The 17,434-nt window shown below is 49.3% G+C and carries 16 protein-coding genes; 3 read left to right on the top strand and 13 right to left on the bottom strand.

The genetic code is table 11. The features are described from left to right. Nucleotides 1-3: 3 nt before the first annotated feature. From P402_RS0103485 to P402_RS0103450, 8 genes are read right to left on the bottom strand one after another with little or no spacing between them, the layout of a single operon-like run. Nucleotides 4-1,113: a glycosyltransferase family 4 protein gene (locus tag P402_RS0103485; protein ID WP_026827434.1), complete on the bottom strand. Its 1,110-nt coding sequence runs from the start codon at nucleotides 1,111-1,113 to the stop codon at nucleotides 4-6. Then, nucleotides 1,101-2,444 (bottom strand): nucleotide sugar dehydrogenase, encoded by a 1,344-nt coding sequence (locus tag P402_RS0103480; RefSeq protein WP_034769675.1) that lies wholly within the window; start codon nucleotides 2,442-2,444, stop codon nucleotides 1,101-1,103. Before P402_RS0103480 ends, P402_RS0103485 begins: the two co-directional genes overlap by 13 nt. Nucleotides 2,445-2,456: 12 nt before the next feature. Further along, entirely contained in the window at nucleotides 2,457-3,806 is a 1,350-nt protein-coding gene (locus P402_RS0103475) for a phenylacetate--CoA ligase family protein (protein WP_026827432.1), read from the bottom strand. Continuing rightward, nucleotides 3,796-4,833 (bottom strand): NAD-dependent epimerase, encoded by a 1,038-nt coding sequence (locus P402_RS0103470; RefSeq protein WP_026827431.1) that lies wholly within the window; start codon nucleotides 4,831-4,833, stop codon nucleotides 3,796-3,798. The genes P402_RS0103475 and P402_RS0103470 overlap by 11 nt, the downstream gene beginning before the upstream one ends. Next, nucleotides 4,823-6,115 (bottom strand): hypothetical protein, encoded by a 1,293-nt coding sequence (locus tag P402_RS0103465; protein WP_026827430.1) that lies wholly within the window; start codon nucleotides 6,113-6,115, stop codon nucleotides 4,823-4,825. Before P402_RS0103465 ends, P402_RS0103470 begins: the two co-directional genes overlap by 11 nt. A 14-nt stretch (nucleotides 6,116-6,129) precedes the next feature. Continuing rightward, nucleotides 6,130-7,392: an oligosaccharide flippase family protein gene (locus P402_RS0103460; protein WP_026827429.1), complete on the bottom strand. Its 1,263-nt coding sequence runs from the start codon at nucleotides 7,390-7,392 to the stop codon at nucleotides 6,130-6,132. Nucleotides 7,393-7,404: 12 nt separating this feature from the next. Next, nucleotides 7,405-9,276, bottom strand: a complete 1,872-nt coding sequence (locus tag P402_RS0103455) for a polysaccharide biosynthesis protein (protein ID WP_026827428.1) — start codon at nucleotides 9,274-9,276, stop codon at nucleotides 7,405-7,407. A 22-nt stretch (nucleotides 9,277-9,298) separates the two neighbouring features. Beyond that, complete coding sequence (locus tag P402_RS0103450) at nucleotides 9,299-9,949, bottom strand: YveK family protein (RefSeq protein ID WP_026827427.1); 651 nt, start codon at nucleotides 9,947-9,949, stop codon at nucleotides 9,299-9,301. A 328-nt stretch (nucleotides 9,950-10,277) separates the two neighbouring features. Between P402_RS0103450 and P402_RS0103440 the strand changes: the two genes are divergently transcribed. Both P402_RS0103440 and P402_RS0103435 read left to right on the top strand, forming a co-directional pair. Next, entirely contained in the window at nucleotides 10,278-11,567 is a 1,290-nt protein-coding gene (locus P402_RS0103440) for an O-antigen ligase family protein (protein WP_026827426.1), read from the top strand. A 31-nt stretch (nucleotides 11,568-11,598) separates the two neighbouring features. Further along, complete coding sequence (locus tag P402_RS0103435; protein WP_026827425.1) at nucleotides 11,599-12,357, top strand: hypothetical protein; 759 nt, start codon at nucleotides 11,599-11,601, stop codon at nucleotides 12,355-12,357. A 271-nt stretch (nucleotides 12,358-12,628) separates the two neighbouring features. Here the strand turns inward: P402_RS0103435 and P402_RS0103430 are convergent, their stop codons facing one another. Continuing rightward, on the bottom strand, nucleotides 12,629-13,621 hold the full coding sequence (locus P402_RS0103430; protein WP_026827424.1) for an ATP-grasp domain-containing protein: 993 nt from the start codon (nucleotides 13,619-13,621) through the stop codon (nucleotides 12,629-12,631). A 95-nt stretch (nucleotides 13,622-13,716) separates the two neighbouring features. Beyond that, on the bottom strand, nucleotides 13,717-14,214 hold the full coding sequence (locus P402_RS0103425; protein ID WP_026827423.1) for a VanZ family protein: 498 nt from the start codon (nucleotides 14,212-14,214) through the stop codon (nucleotides 13,717-13,719). A gap of 228 nt (nucleotides 14,215-14,442) precedes the next feature. On the opposite strand from P402_RS0103425, the gene P402_RS16700 reads away from it, so the two are divergent. Then, a complete protein-coding gene (locus tag P402_RS16700) occupies nucleotides 14,443-14,865 on the top strand; it encodes a helix-turn-helix domain-containing protein (RefSeq protein ID WP_026827422.1) in 423 nt (140 codons plus the stop codon). Nucleotides 14,866-14,930: 65 nt separating this feature from the next. Here the strand turns inward: P402_RS16700 and P402_RS0103415 are convergent, their stop codons facing one another. From P402_RS0103415 to P402_RS0103405, 3 genes are all read right to left on the bottom strand, one after another. After that, on the bottom strand, nucleotides 14,931-15,248 hold the full coding sequence (locus tag P402_RS0103415) for a hypothetical protein (protein ID WP_026827421.1): 318 nt from the start codon (nucleotides 15,246-15,248) through the stop codon (nucleotides 14,931-14,933). A gap of 221 nt (nucleotides 15,249-15,469) precedes the next feature. Beyond that, the gene (locus P402_RS0103410) at nucleotides 15,470-16,213 is read right to left on the bottom strand and encodes a hypothetical protein (protein ID WP_026827420.1); all 744 of its coding nucleotides are present in this window, start codon (nucleotides 16,211-16,213) and stop codon (nucleotides 15,470-15,472) included. Beyond that, on the bottom strand, nucleotides 16,206-17,420 hold the full coding sequence (locus P402_RS0103405) for a hypothetical protein (RefSeq protein ID WP_235188814.1): 1,215 nt from the start codon (nucleotides 17,418-17,420) through the stop codon (nucleotides 16,206-16,208). The genes P402_RS0103410 and P402_RS0103405 overlap by 8 nt, the downstream gene beginning before the upstream one ends. Between the last annotated feature and the right edge of the window lie 14 nt (nucleotides 17,421-17,434).

The following is a 17,434-nucleotide window of genomic DNA, read 5'->3' as shown; positions in this document are numbered from 1 at the left end:
TTCTCATAAACTTGAAAAGAGATTGAGTTGCCGCTTGATGACATCTGCTTCGTTAAAGTGTTTCATCGCCCGTTCGAACCCGGCCCGGCCCATCTCTGACGCGACGTCCGGCTGTTCGACAAGATCGAGCATCCGTCGGGCCAGTTGTGTTTCATCCTGCACCTCGACCAGATAACCGGTTTTTCCGTCGATCACTTCTTCCCGACAGCCCCGGATGTTCGTCGCAATGACCGGTTTCGCCGTCGCCATCGCTTCGATGATCGAACGGGGAACACCTTCGCGATGCGACGGTAATACGAACGCATCGACTTGATGTAATAGTTCCGGGACATCTTCGACGAAACCGAGATAATCGATGTTCGGGATTTCCCGGATTCGTTTCCTGAACGTATGCTTCGTCGTCTGATCGCGTTCGCTTTCCATCATCTCACCGGCAATCATCAGCCGGACGTCCGGTTGGACCGAGACGACCTGCTCGAAAGCGGTCAGCAGTTCGAGAATTCCTTTCTCTTCAACAATCCGGCCGATGAATAAAAACGTGAACGGTCCGGTCGTTTGGCGAGGCCGCGGATAGAATCGGGTCAAGTCGATCCCGTTCCCGAGATGCATCAGACGGGTCGTATTTTTAAACCGTTTCCGGTTCGCCAGTTCGTAGTCTTCCTGACTTTGGAGCAACAGATAATCGGTCGCGAACCGCGCCAGCCATTTCTCGACGGAATACGTCAGCTGGTACGTGACGCGTCCCATCTTTTCGTGAAAATAAAAACCGTGTGCCGTATAGACGATGTGTTTCGTGCCCGCCCGCTTCGCCGCGACCCGGCCAAGGGCCGCCGCGACCGGTGTGTGCACGTGCACGGCGTCATACTGTTCGTCTTTTAAAATCTGAACAATCGAGCGAATCGTCTTCCAGTTACTCGTCCAGTCGATTTTCCGTTCGATTGGAATGTCATGCATCGTAAATCCTTGCGCAGCGAGTTTTGATGCCGCCCCGGTGTCGGCACAGGCAATCCCGACTTCGTGTCCGGCATTTTGTAAGGCCAACAGCAACGGTTGCAACATCGTCTCGGCCGTCGTATCGAGGGCGCAGACCTGAAGGATTTTTAAAGTCGCCATAAATGCACCCCTTCCGGTTTTTCTGATGGTGTCAGCATCCCTTTTATATCGATGACGATGCCGCGACCGACTTTGAGCAGGTGTTGCGCAAGCAGCCAGTTGCCTTCGACGTACTCTTCATGCGAGACGGCGAAGATGACGACGTCGGCTGGTTTTAAGTCTGCTAAATCAACTAAATCGATGCCGTACTCGCGTTTCGCGTCCCCTTTTTCAACGAGACGATCCGTCACCTGGACTTCAATTCCGAACTCTTCGATTTCCTTGACGAGGTTCGCAACTTTCGAGTTCCGGATATCGCTGACGTTTTCCTTGAATGACAGACCAAGCACCGTCACTCGTGCACCAAGAACCGGCATGTTTTGTTTAATCAGATTCTTGACGAGCGACGTGGCGATGAACCGTCCCATCGTGTCGTTGATCCGCCGTCCGGCGAGGATGACTTCCGGATGATAACCGAGTGATTCTGCCTTCATCGTCAAGTAAAACGGGTCGACACCGATGCAATGACCGCCGACGAGTCCCGGACGGAACGGTAAGAAGTTCCACTTCGTTCCGGCGGCCTCGAGGACCTCAAGCGTATCGATGTTCATCCGGTCGAAGATGATGGCCAGTTCGTTCATCAGCGCGATGTTCAAGTCGCGTTGCGTATTCTCGATGATTTTTGCGGCTTCCGCGACTTTGATCGATGAGGCCCGGTGGACGCCGGCTTCGACGACCGCTTCATAGACTTCAGCGACGATATCGAGTGTTTCTTCGTTTTGGGCCGAAACGATTTTTTTGATCGTCTTGAACGTATGCTCATGATCGCCGGGATTGATCCGTTCCGGCGAGTAGCCGACGAAGAAGTCGACCCCGGCCTGCAGACCGGATGCTTCTTCGAGGACCGGGATACAATCTTCCTCCGTCGCTCCCGGGTAGACCGTCGACTCGTAGACGACGATATCCCCTTTGTTCAACTGGCGTCCGACGAGTTGCGACGCACGGAGGAGCGGCGTCAAATCCGGCTGATTTTGCGCATTGATCGGTGTCGGGACAGCGATGATGATGAAGTCGCTTGCTCCGAGTGCCGCTGCGTCGGTGACGTATTCGACGTCCGCATTTTTGAGGACGAACGGACTGAGTTCAAGGGTCGCATCGATTCCGTCTTTCAGTTCTGCGACCCGCTGTTCCTTGATGTCAAAGCCGATGACTTCCGTTTTTTCACCAAAGGCGACGGCGACGGGAAGACCGACATATCCGAGGCCGACGACGGCAATCGAACGGTTGGCGATGGGAAGTGATCGTGTTTCGGCTGCTGTCGTATCTACGATGTGTTTGACTGCCTTGTTCATGATGGATTCCTCCTATTTCATCGACTGTTTGACGATCAGTGTTTTTCCATTCGGCTCCTGCTTCATCTGCTGGACCGGCTCGAGCGTGACGTGCATCGAGGATCCGAGGAGCTTCTGCATCTCCCGTAACAGGATTTTTTCATGTTTCGGTACGAACCGTTGCTGATCGGGAATGTAACGGAGCGTCACATGATTCAATGCATGTTGTTCGACCTGAAGACGCAAGACCGAGTTCGGCAGTTCCCGGGCGATCGTCGTGATATCGCCTTCGAAGACCTTGCCGCGTTTTTCACTGACGATATAACTTGTCCCGCGACCGTCAATCGACTCGATGACCGGACCGTTCAGTCCACAGGTACAAGCATCTTGTCCGAGTGTCATCCGGTCACCGATCCGGTACCGGACGAGCGGTGTCCCGCGGGTCGTAAAACATGTGACGACGACTTCTCCCCGATCTCCGTATGGTTCGATGATGCCCGTTTCATGATGCAGATGAAGTTTATGCTCCCGGCATTCCGAGATGATGGGGGCACCTTCCGACGAACCGTACTGATCAAAGACCGGAGCTCGGAATGCTTCTTCGAGCACCCGCCGCATCTCCGGCGTCACCGTTTCCGATGTCGGGAAAATCGCAACCAGTGAAAAGTCGAGACGTAACTTATGCTTTAAAAGATACAAAGCGATTTCAAGCATTGCGGTCGGTGTTCCGTCGAGTGCCACCGGTCGGAACCGGTTCAGCTCTTCGATGTAGGCCGGAAAGTTTTCTTCTTTCATATGAAAGATCGATAACAACAATTGATTGAGCGGTCGGTTCATCCGCCAAAAGATCGGCTTTTTTTGATCGATCGCCGTCAATGTTCGTCCGGTAAAGCTGGCGCGCCGCATTCCGCCATGAAAGCCGTGTAACTCTTTAAAATAATCGAGATGCGCCATTCGTTCCTGAACGTCTTCCCGCATGAAGGCGACTTGGAGCGATTTCCCGCTCGTCCCGCCCGTCCGCCCGCGAACCGGAGCGTCGACTTCTGACATGAATGCTTCGTTTTGCTGCCGTAACGTTTCTTTTTCAAGGACCGGAATCGTCTGTAACTGTTCGAGCGACGTGAAAGGAAGACGGATGTCGTGCTCCTGAAACAGTTTCCGATAATACGGCGTGTGCGCCTGGATGAATAGGAGAAACGTATTCAACCGCTCGAGCTGTTCAGTCCGATAGTCCACTGTCCGGTCTTTGACACGTAGTTCTTGGAGCTTTCTCTCATATCCCGAACCATATCGTTCCTGCATCAGCTTTTTTCCGTACATGGATGTCAAAATATTCTGAATAAATATCGGGGACTTGTAGTAAATTTCTTCTTTAAGCGCCATCCTGGACTTCCTCCTTCAGCCGGTAATGCTGTTCATACCAGTCGATGAATGCATGGACACCTGCTTCGATCGTTGTTTGTGGCCGGTAACCAATCGTCTCGAATAAGGATTCAACATCTGCAAAACTCTCTGGAACATCTCCTGCTTGAAGTGGCATTTCATGTTTGATTGCTTTTTTACCAAGTCGCTCTTCAATCAAGGCGACAAATTCGTTTAGTCGGATCGGGCTGTGACTGCCGATGTTAAAGACGCGGTACGGCACGAAGCTTCGATCCGGTAGCGGCGCTGCTTTATCGAACAGCGGATCAGCGGCTGGTTCCGTCTGCATCAGCCGGTAAATGCTTTCGATGATGTCATCGACGTACGTGAAGTCCCGTCCCATCTCCCCGTAGTTGTAAAGATCAATCGGTTGTCCCTTCGCGATGGCTTCCGTGAATTTGAACAAGGCCATATCCGGCCGTCCCCACGGTCCGTAGACACTGAAGAAGCGAAGCCCGGTCGTCTTGATTCCGTAAAGACTGCTGTAGGTGTGTGCCATCAGCTCGTTTGCTTTTTTCGATGCGGCGTAGAGGCTGAGCGGATGATCGACTGCATCCGTCGTCGCGAATGGCATCTTCGTATTCGATCCGTAGACGGAACTGGAAGAAGCGTAAATCAATTGTTCGACCGGATAGTGCCTGCAGGCCTCGAGGATCGACAAGAATCCGACGATGTTCGATGTGATGTAGACGTCCGGACGATCGATGCTGTACCGGACACCGGCTTGAGCCGCTAAATGGAGCACCAGGTCAATCTGTTCCGTCTCAAAGATTTGATTGACCGCCACCGTATCTTCGAGCGACACCCGGTAAAACGTATACCGGTTCGGCCCCAGTTCGGCCAAGCGGGCTTCTTTCAACGTCGGATCATAGTAATCGTTGACTTCATCGAGACCGATGACCCGGTATCCTTCCGCTATAAAGCGACGTGCCGCATGAAATCCAATGAATCCTGCAATCCCGGTAATTAAAATCGTCTTATTCTGCACGTTTCTCAACCTCCTCGAAGTGGTGGAGCACTTGATAGCGGATATAGTGGATCGATGTATACGCGATCAGCAGCATCGGAAACAGTTTATACCGGTGGCGAATCGCTGTTCCGACATTCCCTGTCCCAAGACCAAAGATGACGGCGTTGACGATGAACAGAATCAGCATGAACAGCAGTACACTGCCGAACGGATGTTGTTTCAAATACTTCAGGTGCATCAGTGTCAGACCGAATAACAGGAGATAAAAGGCCGCATCGGCGAAGAAAATTGCGATGTTCATCACACTGGACCATTGCCACGGGAACGGTGAAAACAAGAAGTAAATCATCCGGAGTGGTGCGTACAGAACCATGTCAGACGGTCCGGTCACCGTCAGTCCGTTCAAATACGCCGATCCGCCGCGGTCATAACTCATCCCGCTGAACAGCTGTCCGTTTTCAGAGACGTGGGTGAATTTCGCGAACAGGACGTCCTGGAAACTATAGACGATGAAACCGACGATGACGACTTGAACAAGCAACCGCTGTACTTTCGAAGCTTCAAAATCCATCCGTTTCGTCTCGTGATTATAAAAGGAGAAGTAGACGAGGAGGACAAGAATCCCGATCGCGAGTCCTGAGTGAAACATCGTGCTGATAAAGTAACCGAGATACGCAAACGTCAGGCTGGCTGCCGACTTATCGATTGTCCAGCGCACCATGTAGTAGAGTGTATAGACGATTCCGAGTGCGACCAGCTGATCCCGCAGGAGAATCGGTGAAAGTAACAGTCCTTGAGGAAAGAAGGCAAACACACCGGTCGCAATCAGGATGTAGTGCATCGGCAGTTTCAGGAGCAACAGTGTTTTCGATAAAATGACAACCGAGACGACGCCGAGAATGACGTTGAAATACTGGGCGAGCATTCGTTCCGGGCCAAACGCAAGATAAAAGATTCCTAGAAATTTGGAGTAACTCCCCCGGACGACTTCGTTGAACATCGTCGGGTCGGTATAAATCAGCAATCCTTCCAGATGGAACGCTTCCGTATCATCCCCACTGTGCGGCGGGAGCCGAAACAGCTCCAAATCCACTAACATCAATGTCAGACGGATCAGAAAGGCTGTCACGAAAATCAGGAACAACGGAGTCGTCTCGGCCTGCTTCAACAGATAAACCATCAGCAGGACGGAATTGATGGCAAGGACGGTCGCGACGTAACCTTCAGAAGTTAAAAAGAGCGGTCGGACCAATTGACTGAGTAGGGCTTCCAAAATGACGACAATCAGAATCGGCCGCATGCTTTTTCCCTCCTTTAGCTGCTTTGTTCAATTGAAAGTGTCAGTTTCCGCGGATACAGGGAACGGTAGAGCGCCGGGATCAACAGCCCGATTTGCGTGACGGCACAGAGACCGTATGCTGTCGTCGCCCCATATAATCCGTACATCGGAATCAAGATGCTGCAGGCGACGATGTTGACGATGACACTGCCGAAGATGGCGATTGTCTGAACCCGGAACTGTTGGAACCCGGTCAACAAGGCTTGAATGACGGTCGAATTATAAAAGAAGAGTGATGCGACCATCATCAAGACGAAAATCGTATGGTACTGGACGAACGAGGCATTGTAGAAAATCGTCAGGCCCCACTTGCCGAAGAAGATCGAGCCGATGATCAGCAGGATACCGACTGCGTTGGTCATGAGCAGCATCGACCGGGTCAGCTTCCTTAATTCCGGTAAGCTTTGCCGTTCCCCGCTGTCGGAGGAAAAGTTCGGCAGTAAGACGGCGACGAGCGAATGGATGAACAAGCTGCCGAGAACCAGCAGATACGCGATACTCGCATAGTAACCGAGTTCCTCTGTTCCGATCGCATGACCGACGAACAGGCGTGGAATGTTGGCATTGAGTGCAATCAACAAGGCGACGAAACCGAGCGGGACTGCTTTGAGGAACAATTGTCGTCCCGTTTGGTAACGTTCACTCATCTGCTGGTTTTCAAATCCATGACCGATACGCCGGACGGTCGGTAAATCGTAGAGGATTAACATGATCAGATTTCCGGCGACGAGTGCTAAGACGAAACCGTGAATCGAATGCGTCGTAAAGAGAATCAGGGCCGCTCCGGAGACATTGACGAGACTGCGGAAAATCTTTGATAAAGCGACTTCCTTGAAGGCCATATGTCCTTGGAGGAATCCGTAAGCGAGATCAGCGAATGATTCCATATACTTGTTCAGGTAAACGAGTAAGGTCAGCCAGAGGATGTCGGCTTCCCCGAAGAAATAATAGACGCCGAGAAGGACGAAGACACCGGCTGATAATAAGGAAAAGCGGGTCTTGATGAACAGGTTGAAGTTTTTTAAGCCCGATCGTTCTGCCGTCAGGATCGTACTGGCGTTTAACCAACAAAACATGACGATCGGTGCCGTTAAAGCGAGTGCGTAATTGAAATAACCGATATTGAGTGGTGTGCTCCATTTGATTAGCAGTGTCAAAATCATCCACTGATGGAGAGAATAGGCCGTATCCGCAATGAAAATCAGATTAAATCGTGACAGTTGCCGAACAGATTTCATCTCGTCTCCCCCTCATTCCCGGGCGATCCGAATCGCCGGTGGAATCGTCTCCGGCATCATGTCGGTCCGATTCGTTGCTTCAAGTAAATACGTCCGCAATGCCTGTTCATCATCAAGCGTCAGAGCGATATTTCGTAAATAAGGATCAATGGATCCGAACGGTCGTGTCTTACCAACGAGGATTTTATCGAAAACCCGTTCTTCATGAACTTCTTCCGTCGCGAGCAACTCTTCGTATAACTTTTCACCTTTTCGTATACCACTGTAGACGATCGGAATCTGTTCTTCCGTGAATCCGCTTAAGTGAATCAAGTTCCGGGCGAGTGTCGTGATGTTGACCGGCTCTCCCATATCGAGGACAAACACCTCACCGCCCTCAGCGAGGACACTGGCTTGGATGACAAGTCGGCTCGCTTCGGGAATCGTCATGAAATACCGGGTCATCGCCGGATCCGTCACGGTGATCGGACCACCGTTTGCGATTTGTTCCTTAAAGAGCGGAATGACTGATCCGCGGCTGCCTAACACGTTGCCGAACCGGACGACCGCGAACGTCGTCTCACTGTTACGGGCGATTTGTTGGATGGCCATCTCGGCAATCCGTTTCGTCGCCCCCATCACACTCGTCGGGTTGACCGCCTTATCAGTCGAGATCATGACGAACCGGTTGACACCGGCGGCTTCCGCTGCCAAGGCGACGTTGCGCGTTCCGTAAATGTTGTTTTTGACCGCTTCACTCGGATTGTCTTCCATCAGCGGCACATGTTTGTGAGCTGCCGCATGGTAGACGAGATCCGGTTTAAAACGTTGCATCACATCCATCATCCGGTCCGCATCCTGGACATCCGCGATGACGGAATGTAACGTGATGCCTTCCGTGGTTGCTTCAAGTTCGCGGCGGATCAGATAAATGCTGTTCTCGCCATGACCAAGCAAAATCAGATGGGCTGGTTTGAATTTAACAAGTTGCCGGCAAATTTCTGACCCGATTGATCCACCGGCACCGGTGACGAGGACCGTGGCCTGACTGACACTTTTTTCAATTTCCGTAATATCGAGTTCGACCGGTTCTCGACCGAGGAGGTCAGCAATCGATACTTCACGGATCTGGTTGACAGATACCTTGCCGGAAGCGAGTTCAACGAGCATCGGTAACGTATGGGCTTCGACTTTCGTCTGTTTGATCCGGTTCAGTAAGGTGACCCGGTCCGGATAGGTAAGGGACGGAATCGCCAGGACGACAGCTTCGATTTTATATTCTTCGATGATACATTCGAGTTGGTCAATCGTCCCGATGACCGGTACACCGTGAATCATCATCCCTTTTAGTTCCGTCAAATCATCCAGTAGACCGACCACATTCAGGATATGGGCTTTTTTCTGCTTTAATTCTTTTGTGATCATCTGTCCCGATGCACCGGCACCGATAATCAACGTCCGTTTCCCAAGTGTTCGATTTTCCCGTTTCAGCTCGAGGCTCCGACCGCGAATCAACAGACGAACGAATAAGATCCCGTTCAGGACTAAACCGGTCTGAAGGAAGACGGCGCGTTCGACCGCAAAATCGAACAGAGCGTATTCGAGTCCGAGAAGGACGAAGCTGCTCGCGACGACGACGACGAGTAACACACCTAAATCACGAAGGCTGGCATACCGCCAAATGATTTGATAAAAACGCATCCAATGGGCGACGAGTGTTAAGGCAATCCATTGAATCAAGGCGACTTCGACGGCATCCACCAGTTCGAAGTTCGCCGTAAGGTTCAGTGGATTAAAGAAGTAAAAGGTCACGACCGTCGCTGCGATGATGATCGCGGCATCGATCAGCCGCAGTAGACCAATCTTCATATGCCGGCGATACTGCTGAAATGGCGGGGCTTGCATGATAGGCTCCTCCTTTCTCAAATCAAGAACGGCTGGGATGACTGACAGCTTGCGGATACGCAGTTTCTTTTGTTTCTTCAGCGACTGACTTTTTTCCGAGCGCCCGGGAGTAGACGATCAATAAGCCGAAGAGAAGTCCGAGGATTCCACCGATGGCGGTATTCATCAGAACGTTTGGTGAGACCGGTTTCGTTGGAATCCGGGCCGTCGAGAACACTTCCGTGTTGCTTGTTTTGATCAGTTGCGGTACGTAATCCTGGAAGACTTCCGTCATCGTATTTGCCTGAATCGCGGCTTGTTCCGCCGATCGATCCGTGACCGATAAGGCGATGACTTGGGAATCCAGATTACTGGCGACGGTCAGGCGATCCGTCAAATCAAAAATCCGTTTATCCGTTACGTCCATCTTTTGGGCGACCTGATCAATGACTTCGGGGCTTTTTAAAATATCTTGGTAGGTACTGACAAGCGTCGGCGTCGATGTCGCTTCCGCATTTTGTTGCGGAACGACAAGGATATAAGCGGTCGCTTCATACGTCGGGGGAATCACATAGGTGCTGACGGCATATCCGGCACCCGCTAAGAGAAGGGCCAGTAAGCAGAGTACCCACCAGCCTTTCTTTAATGTCATCACATGGTCACCGAATGTCTTTTTTTGATGAATCGAATTCACATGGTTCACCTCTTTCTCGTTACCTGACATGTTGGATGGACACTGGTTATGCTTACACCTTATTTCCAAACGACTGCCAAAACAATTAGAGCTTGGTGGAAATGATTATATTTTTTTGAGGAGTCATCATGCTTGCGTATCGTTAGTTCATCGAAAAAGATTGATTCACGAAAAAAAGACGATTCACCAAAAAATGATCGCCGTTTTTTCAAAATTATTCATTTCATGCGCATGATTTTTAATAAATTAAGGGTAAATACCAATTTGATGATTAAAAATCTGAAAATTCGGTAATAAGTCCTATATGAAGGGTGGATAGATACTAGTAATGATGTTAAAATCAGTCAATATACCTGAATCGATTGGCTTATTCATCCTTGCATTTTGGATCACAGTCGATTTATGGACACGTCCGCTCTCGTTTACGGATGAAGTCCTGCCGAGTCATTGGAGTGTCTGGATAGCCCTTGTCTATCTCATCCTGTTCATCAGTATGTATCTTGTTACCCGTCCCTTCTATTTTCCACCGCGCGCTTCGACACAATGGTTCGTCACTTCATTCTTGCTGTATGTCACGTTTCACGGCATCGTCTTCTTATTTCGTCCGGCTGCCGATTCTTCGCTTACCTTACTCCAATTGTTTACGACATGGCTTTTCGTCATTATCGTCCTATCACTCGCGCTTCCACTTTTCATCCGTTGGTTTCAGCTGATGAATCTCATTCTTCTGTATCAGGCTTTCTGTCTCGCTGCTTATGCACTCATCGTCTCATTCGGTCGACAGTACGTTCCGATCGATAACATCCAGTCATTACAACTCGGTCCTTTTTCCTTGTCCCAGCTTTATGTCGGGGAACAAGGCAGCTTTCTCCGGTCCGCCAGTCTGACGAACAATCCGAACACGTTGGCAGCGTGGCTCGTTCCGGGTGGCCTCATCGCCTGGATGTCCGTCCTGCAGTCCATCGCGCGCCGGAATTTACGGTCATTCATTCTTTTCGGAACCATCCTGATTGTGATTTTCATCGGTCTGGTGCTCAGTGCTTCGCAGACCGGTCTCTACTCGTTTTGTCTGCTCGCATTGTTGACGACGCTTTTAATGATACCGGCTCGACGTTTACGTTTTCTCGTGGCCAGTTTTTATCTCACAGGTGCTGTCATTCTTATCGGCTCCTTATCACTGAACCGCTCCTTGTTTGCAGAACTGATCAGCCTCAACGGGCGGAGTGAACTCTGGCAAGCCGGTCTGACCGCCTCTCTCGACCGCTTTTGGTTCGGACACGGTCTCGGCTCCTCTGTCATCGGGTTGGAGCAGCAGCTTGGATCCAGTACACTCTACACGTTCCATAGCACGCCAATCGTTTACTTGTATGAACTCGGATTCTTTGGACTGTTGCTTTATACAGCGTCCTTTCTGTTAATACTTGTCCGGTTCATCCGGGATTGCCGGCACGACGATCCGTTGTCGATCAGCTTATTGTTGCTCGGTCTCTGGTTGCTGTTGCTCCAGTTCACGGAAAGTGTCCTGATTCGTCCGAGCGGTTTTTATTTCATCTGGCTCAGTTTCCTGATTTATGCGACACGCCGTCGCGCGACCTCACAAGAAAGTACCCACACCTAGACGAACACCTACACGAAAGGGGTATGACATCATGAAGAAATGGACAGAACAACAAGTAATCGACAGCTTAATCGAGGCGAGTATTGCTTACCCTGCCTTGGACGCCAAGACGTATGCCCGCTGGTCGACCGGAAAAGAAATCCCGTCGATCACGACGATCATCAACGTGTTCGGATCATGGCGTGAAGCCTTGCATGCAGCTGGTTTATCATCCATTCGTCCATACTATTCCGATCAGGAGATCCTTGCTTTCATCAAAGAAGCATCGGAACGGTTGCATCCGTTTCACAGCAACAGTTACCGTGAATGGGCCAAAGCAAAGCACGGACCTTCATTGACGTTGATCAATCTCCGTTTCGGGTCATGGTCACGGGCCCTTGAGGAAGCACACATCGAGATGACACGTTCAATCTGTATGACAGAAGAACGCATCATCAACGCGCTCCTCGAAGCATCGGACGTTCTTCCGCGCCTGACGACCCAGACCTACTCGATTTGGGCGCAGGAAAATGGACATCCGACGGTCGCGACGATTGCCCGAAAGTACGGTTCCTGGGTCGATGCGCTCGCTTGTCTCGACATCGCTCCCCCACGGCGGAAGTGGGTCGAAGAAGATGTCCTCGACGCATTAAGACAGGCACAACGCGAGCTCCCATCCCTCAGCATCATCCATTACCGGAAATGGGCGGAAGGACGATCCGTCCCGAGTACGTCGACGATCAATGCCTTGTTCGGGAGCTGGACGTCTGCCGTGCAGTGTCTTAAACGATCCCGTGTTTCGATTTCTTGATGGATATCGTCGCAAAAAAATGGGGCTGACCTAAAAGTCAGCCTCTACAAAGATAAGGGTGGCAGAATGATAATCCGCCACCCTTATCTCGTAAAAAAAAGACTCACTCGCTACACGCAACTCCTACAGGAAAAAGTGCATTTTTGCGCTGTCAGAGACAAACAAGCCGGTTTTTCTGCCTGAATGAGGCAGGAAAACCGGCTTGTGTCTCGTCTGAGGAAAGGGCAAAAGACGAGTGATTTTTTTTTTTTGAGTCAGCCTCATTTTTTATTCATCGTTTGATCCGTTGCAGTTCCGCCGCTGAAATCAAAGTGACCGTATCATGCTTCAACATATAGACATCATCCATGTATTGTCCGATATGCGGAAGATTGATCTGATGCATCAAATTCCGGAACAGTTGCGCCGGGAAATTAACACCACATTCATAGGCATGGGGATATCCCCCACCGAAACGAGGATTGATTTCCGATAGATACAATGTACCCGCGACATCAAACAAATCAAAATCAAGGGGCCCCACCAATCCAGACCCGTCTAACACATGTTCGATCAGCTCAAACACATCTTCCCGGATAATCGAACGGCTTTTATCAGTCTCTCCTGCTCGCATCGTTAATTTTTCCTTGATGAAGATGGACGTCACTTTCCCGGAAATTAAATCGACATACGCATCGACTCCAAGTTCTGGACCAACCAATAACTCCTGGACAATCAAATCGGAATTCTTCAGGAATAACTGTTCGACCTCTTCGATCGTCTCAACCCGCCGTACTTCGAGACTGGCGCTTCCGCTGCGTGGTTTGACGAAGACCGGTAGATTCACTTCGCCTACAGAGACAGCTTCCTGGAACGACGCCATCGACGCGTAGGTGCGTGCATGGGCAATACCCTGGCGCAGACAATGTTCATACATCGTGTATTTATCGAAACAGAGTTGACAGGACGCATAGGGTGAGACGATGACCGTCACACCAACTGCTTGAAAGCGTTCCGTTGCTTGTGCCAGAAGACCAAGTTCCGGGTCGATCAGCGTCATGATCGCCGTCACGCCTTCTTCCTGACAAAGCTTCAGTAAATGATCGATGTAATCGACCTCATCCATCTTCGGTACGATGTAATGCTGGTCCGCCATGTATAACGCAGATGCCAATGGACTGCAATCCGCTGTGCTGACACGTCCCGTCTTAAACTCTTTGACAAAATACTCGACGAGCTTTGCTCGGCGACCGGCGCTCGTAATCAATAGATGAGGTTTCTGCATCCGATTCACTCCTCTTAATTAATGATGTTAATCTTTTTTTCGACTTGCATCATCAAAACCCTGCTTTTTCTTTTAAAAAAACTAGGACATAAGACTCACTGTCGCACCCATTGTTCACTTGGTCTTTTTTTCCAAAATAATCGATACAATAGAATTCCGATCAAAGCACCCGTGCCGTCCAGTAAGACATCCTGAATCAATCCAGTCCGTCCGCCCGTCAAAATTTGATGGAACTCATCAAAGACGGCAATCGTGATCGCAACCGTGTAGGCAAACAGACCTGCCAAAGCATACGGACGGATCAATCGATACGTTAAATCCACCAAGGCGGTTCCGAGAACGATGAAGATTGATAGATGCGCTGCCTTTCGAATGAAAAACTCAACGAACCCAGAAGCACCAAGCGCTACGACACTGACTTCTCCGTGATAATCAAACGAAATGAACCGGAGATGTTCGACAAAACCTAAGTCAACGTATCGCGACAAACCCGGTTTTAAGGATTGCTCTTGATACGGCATCGAACTTGATATAAACAAGATGATCAAAATCAACAGGGTCACATAACCGGACCATGGAATCTTTCTAAACATATATGGCCTCCTTTTCTCACTAACTAATAGAATAGCATGTTCTCTTTTCTAATCCTTTCTAATACTTTTAAATAATCTATAACATTTTGAATTTAAAATCCATTAAATACATAATCATGCAATAATTTTTTTATAAAAACTTTTTTTTACATTTCAAAGGTTTGCGATATAATGAAAGTGGTTATTTAGTACTAGTAAGCAAGGATGCAAGAATAGGAGTTGAGTCCTGTGAAACGTACTCTCGGAAAAAAAATCATGCAATTGCGTAAACAACATCATTACACCCAAAAATATCTGGCAGAACGATGCGGGGAAACCGTTACTTCGATTTCAGCATACGAGCGTGGTCAACGGATGCCGAATGCCCAAACACTGGAACGGCTTGCACTTGCACTGAATACGACTGTGATCGATTTAATTGATCCGCAGTATGTCCAACACCCTTCATTACAAGAGTTTATGGCTCAATCCTTCGAACCGACACAACCGCTCGATTTTAAACTCGTTCTGGAAGATACCCTCGTCCACTTGACGCTATCGCCGGAAGTTTACTTCAATGGCCGCCTTCTGACACAGGAAGTCCGCGATCATATGGCGACATCGATTAATCAGGCGCTCCAACAGGGATTACAATCGATTGAATCAACCTAAAAAACACGATGAGATGCGGACAGGAATCATTCCTGTGCACGTCTCATCGTGTTTTTGCCGGTCTGTTAATCAGATTTCAAGACATGGTGAATGTACAACTGCCCCTCTTCATACGTCGCTTCCATGATCCGGCTGAAGAACGGGGATTCTGCCGTCTTTTCGGCTAAGAAAACACGTTCGAAGCGACTATGTGCTTGATCGACGAAGCTGAGCTTAAGTTCCCGAATGGCTGATTGGAATGTCATATGTGTCCCGTGCTTACCAAAGGCATCGGGAAGCACCACCCGATCAACAAACTCAAAAGTCTCCTCCGGAAATAATGTTTCGATAAAAGATAAACAACTGGCTTGTAAGGCTTTTTGCTCGGCCATCTTTTCATCCATAACGTTTACCTATCCTCCGATTTCATCGTGATGTCATCTGACTAAACAAAAACGACTGCCTTTCTTTATTACCCCCCCTTTAGACCTAATTAAACTAGTATTAAAAATATTTTTTATCCATTTAAAAGGAAAAGTAAAACATAAATTTATTTTTTTTACCATTTTTTGCTTATACTAAAACAGGGACGATTATAAAATCCGTCCCTGCCTTCGTCTCTATTTCACCCGAGCTTATCGAGTTCTAAAATACTGATGCTTTTCCCGGCGTATAATGTACGGCCGCGATAACGCGAGAGTTTGGCGAACTCGAACAACGTATCCGGTTCGTAGAGGTGTTCAATCAAATAAGCGACTTTCTCATCGGTCTCTGACTTCAAATATGAATTGAAGATCAAACGGTTGCGATCGACCTTTTGACCATAGAACAGCGTGCAATTATGAATCCGACGCGATGCGATTGGTTGGACATGTCGTCTAAGATAATCCGAGTTGTAGATGTTGACGAGTAATTGTCCGTCCGTCGCCAGCAAGTGGCGAATGTTCCGGAAAAACAATAACAGCTCCCCGCGCGAATACCGTGCAATCGTCGTGCCGGGTAGGATGATCTTGTTGAATGCACTGTTTCCCATGACATCAATCAATTCATTGCTGAGGCCGTAGACCCGTTTTAAGTACTGTTCAGAAATCCCGGCAATCCGGTTCAATTCCGGTTCGACGAGATACAGGTCGTATCCTTCTGCGCATAACGTATTAAATAACTTCGCTGAAAAATTTCCGTGCACCAGGACACGATCCTTCTTTTTCAGATAACGGCGATACAACATCAACTCGTCGATTTCCGGCAAGGAGGACGTTTCTTGGTAAAGTGCTGTGAACCGGTCGTCCGCAAATAAGTTATCGAGTACTTGAACCCGTGAATAACTTCCTTTTCGTGAAAATGGACCGAACAATGGCGCCTCATCCATGATAAATCAACTCCTTATACGTCTGAATCGCTGCTTCATAATCTGAACCAAGGCGTTCCGGCAGGACATCAAACCGTTCTTTCTGATCCGCTTCGAGGATGGCGAGAAACGACTCATCCGTCTCAAACAATTGATTTGTCACCAGTTCAAAAGCAAAACAGCCTTCATTGTTTTGAATGCCAATCATCGTCAACGGACCAAACTTCCCTTCCGTTCGCGGAAGCTCGAGCACGCTGTAAGGTGTCACGAACTGGCTTGTTCCTTGGAATGCGGAAGCCAGTTGATACAGAATCGGGTATAAAGCGAGTTGCGCTATCGGAACCAGCTCTTCCCATTTCTTCAGTTGCCGTTCCCGTAGCTGACAGACATTCAAATCAAACGTCGAACTGAGTGACATCCTTTTTCCGTAGTCGGAAAAGATGCCCTCGTGATAAAAGAAAAGACGGTGCGACGCCGACATGCCGGCAAGTGTCGCATAATCGAGAATTCCGATCCGGTGTTCCAGGCTCGAGACGACACTCGTTTCGTGCCACTGCTTGATGGCCGCGGCTAACCCTTCCCGGTCGTAAGTCGCCAAACGTTCTCTGACATTAAACGATAACGTGTCGGAAAAGGCCAACAAGACCGGTGTCCGGCTCATCAGTTCAATGACCGGTAAGTCATGACGGGTCGCTTGATCGATGTATAACAAACTGTTGATTGTCATTTGATCAAACAGAGCTGGTGCAATCGAGTCGAGCAATTCTGTTGTTTCAACATAGACATGACGTAACGGTTGCGGCTCTCGAGAGGCGGTATCCGGATAGACGCCGGTGAATAACGACATCAAAGCATCTTGTAATTCAATCGGTTGCGCATGCCCTGCCGTCCCTTCTAACGGGATCATCTCATTCAAGAAATACGGATCACCGAACAAGACATCCCCTCGTTCATTAATCAAATGAAATTGAACATGTAGCATCCGTTGTTGTAAATACGCGACGAGTCGCAAGGTCCGTTCCCCCGGCCCTTGCAGGACGAACAAATAATGCTCGAATTCTTGAAAGTCCATATAATCGAGTAAATCCAAGAACGTATGTTGATCGTAATCATAACGATCCATTGAGAACCGGTGCTGCTCACAAAAAGTCGTGAGGGCATCGGTCGGGTCAAGTTGGTGCAACCAGCCTTCACTTTCAGAAAGAACCGTCAGTCCGATCATATCCATGCTCCTTTCAAGAG

Origin of the sequence: Exiguobacterium sibiricum 7-3, from assembly GCF_000620865.1 — a bacterium.
Lineage (GTDB): Bacteria > Bacillota > Bacilli > Exiguobacteriales > Exiguobacteriaceae > Exiguobacterium_A > Exiguobacterium_A sibiricum_A.
The sequence above is the reverse complement of the archived record's forward strand: the minus strand, read 5'-3'. Positions and strand labels throughout refer to the sequence as shown.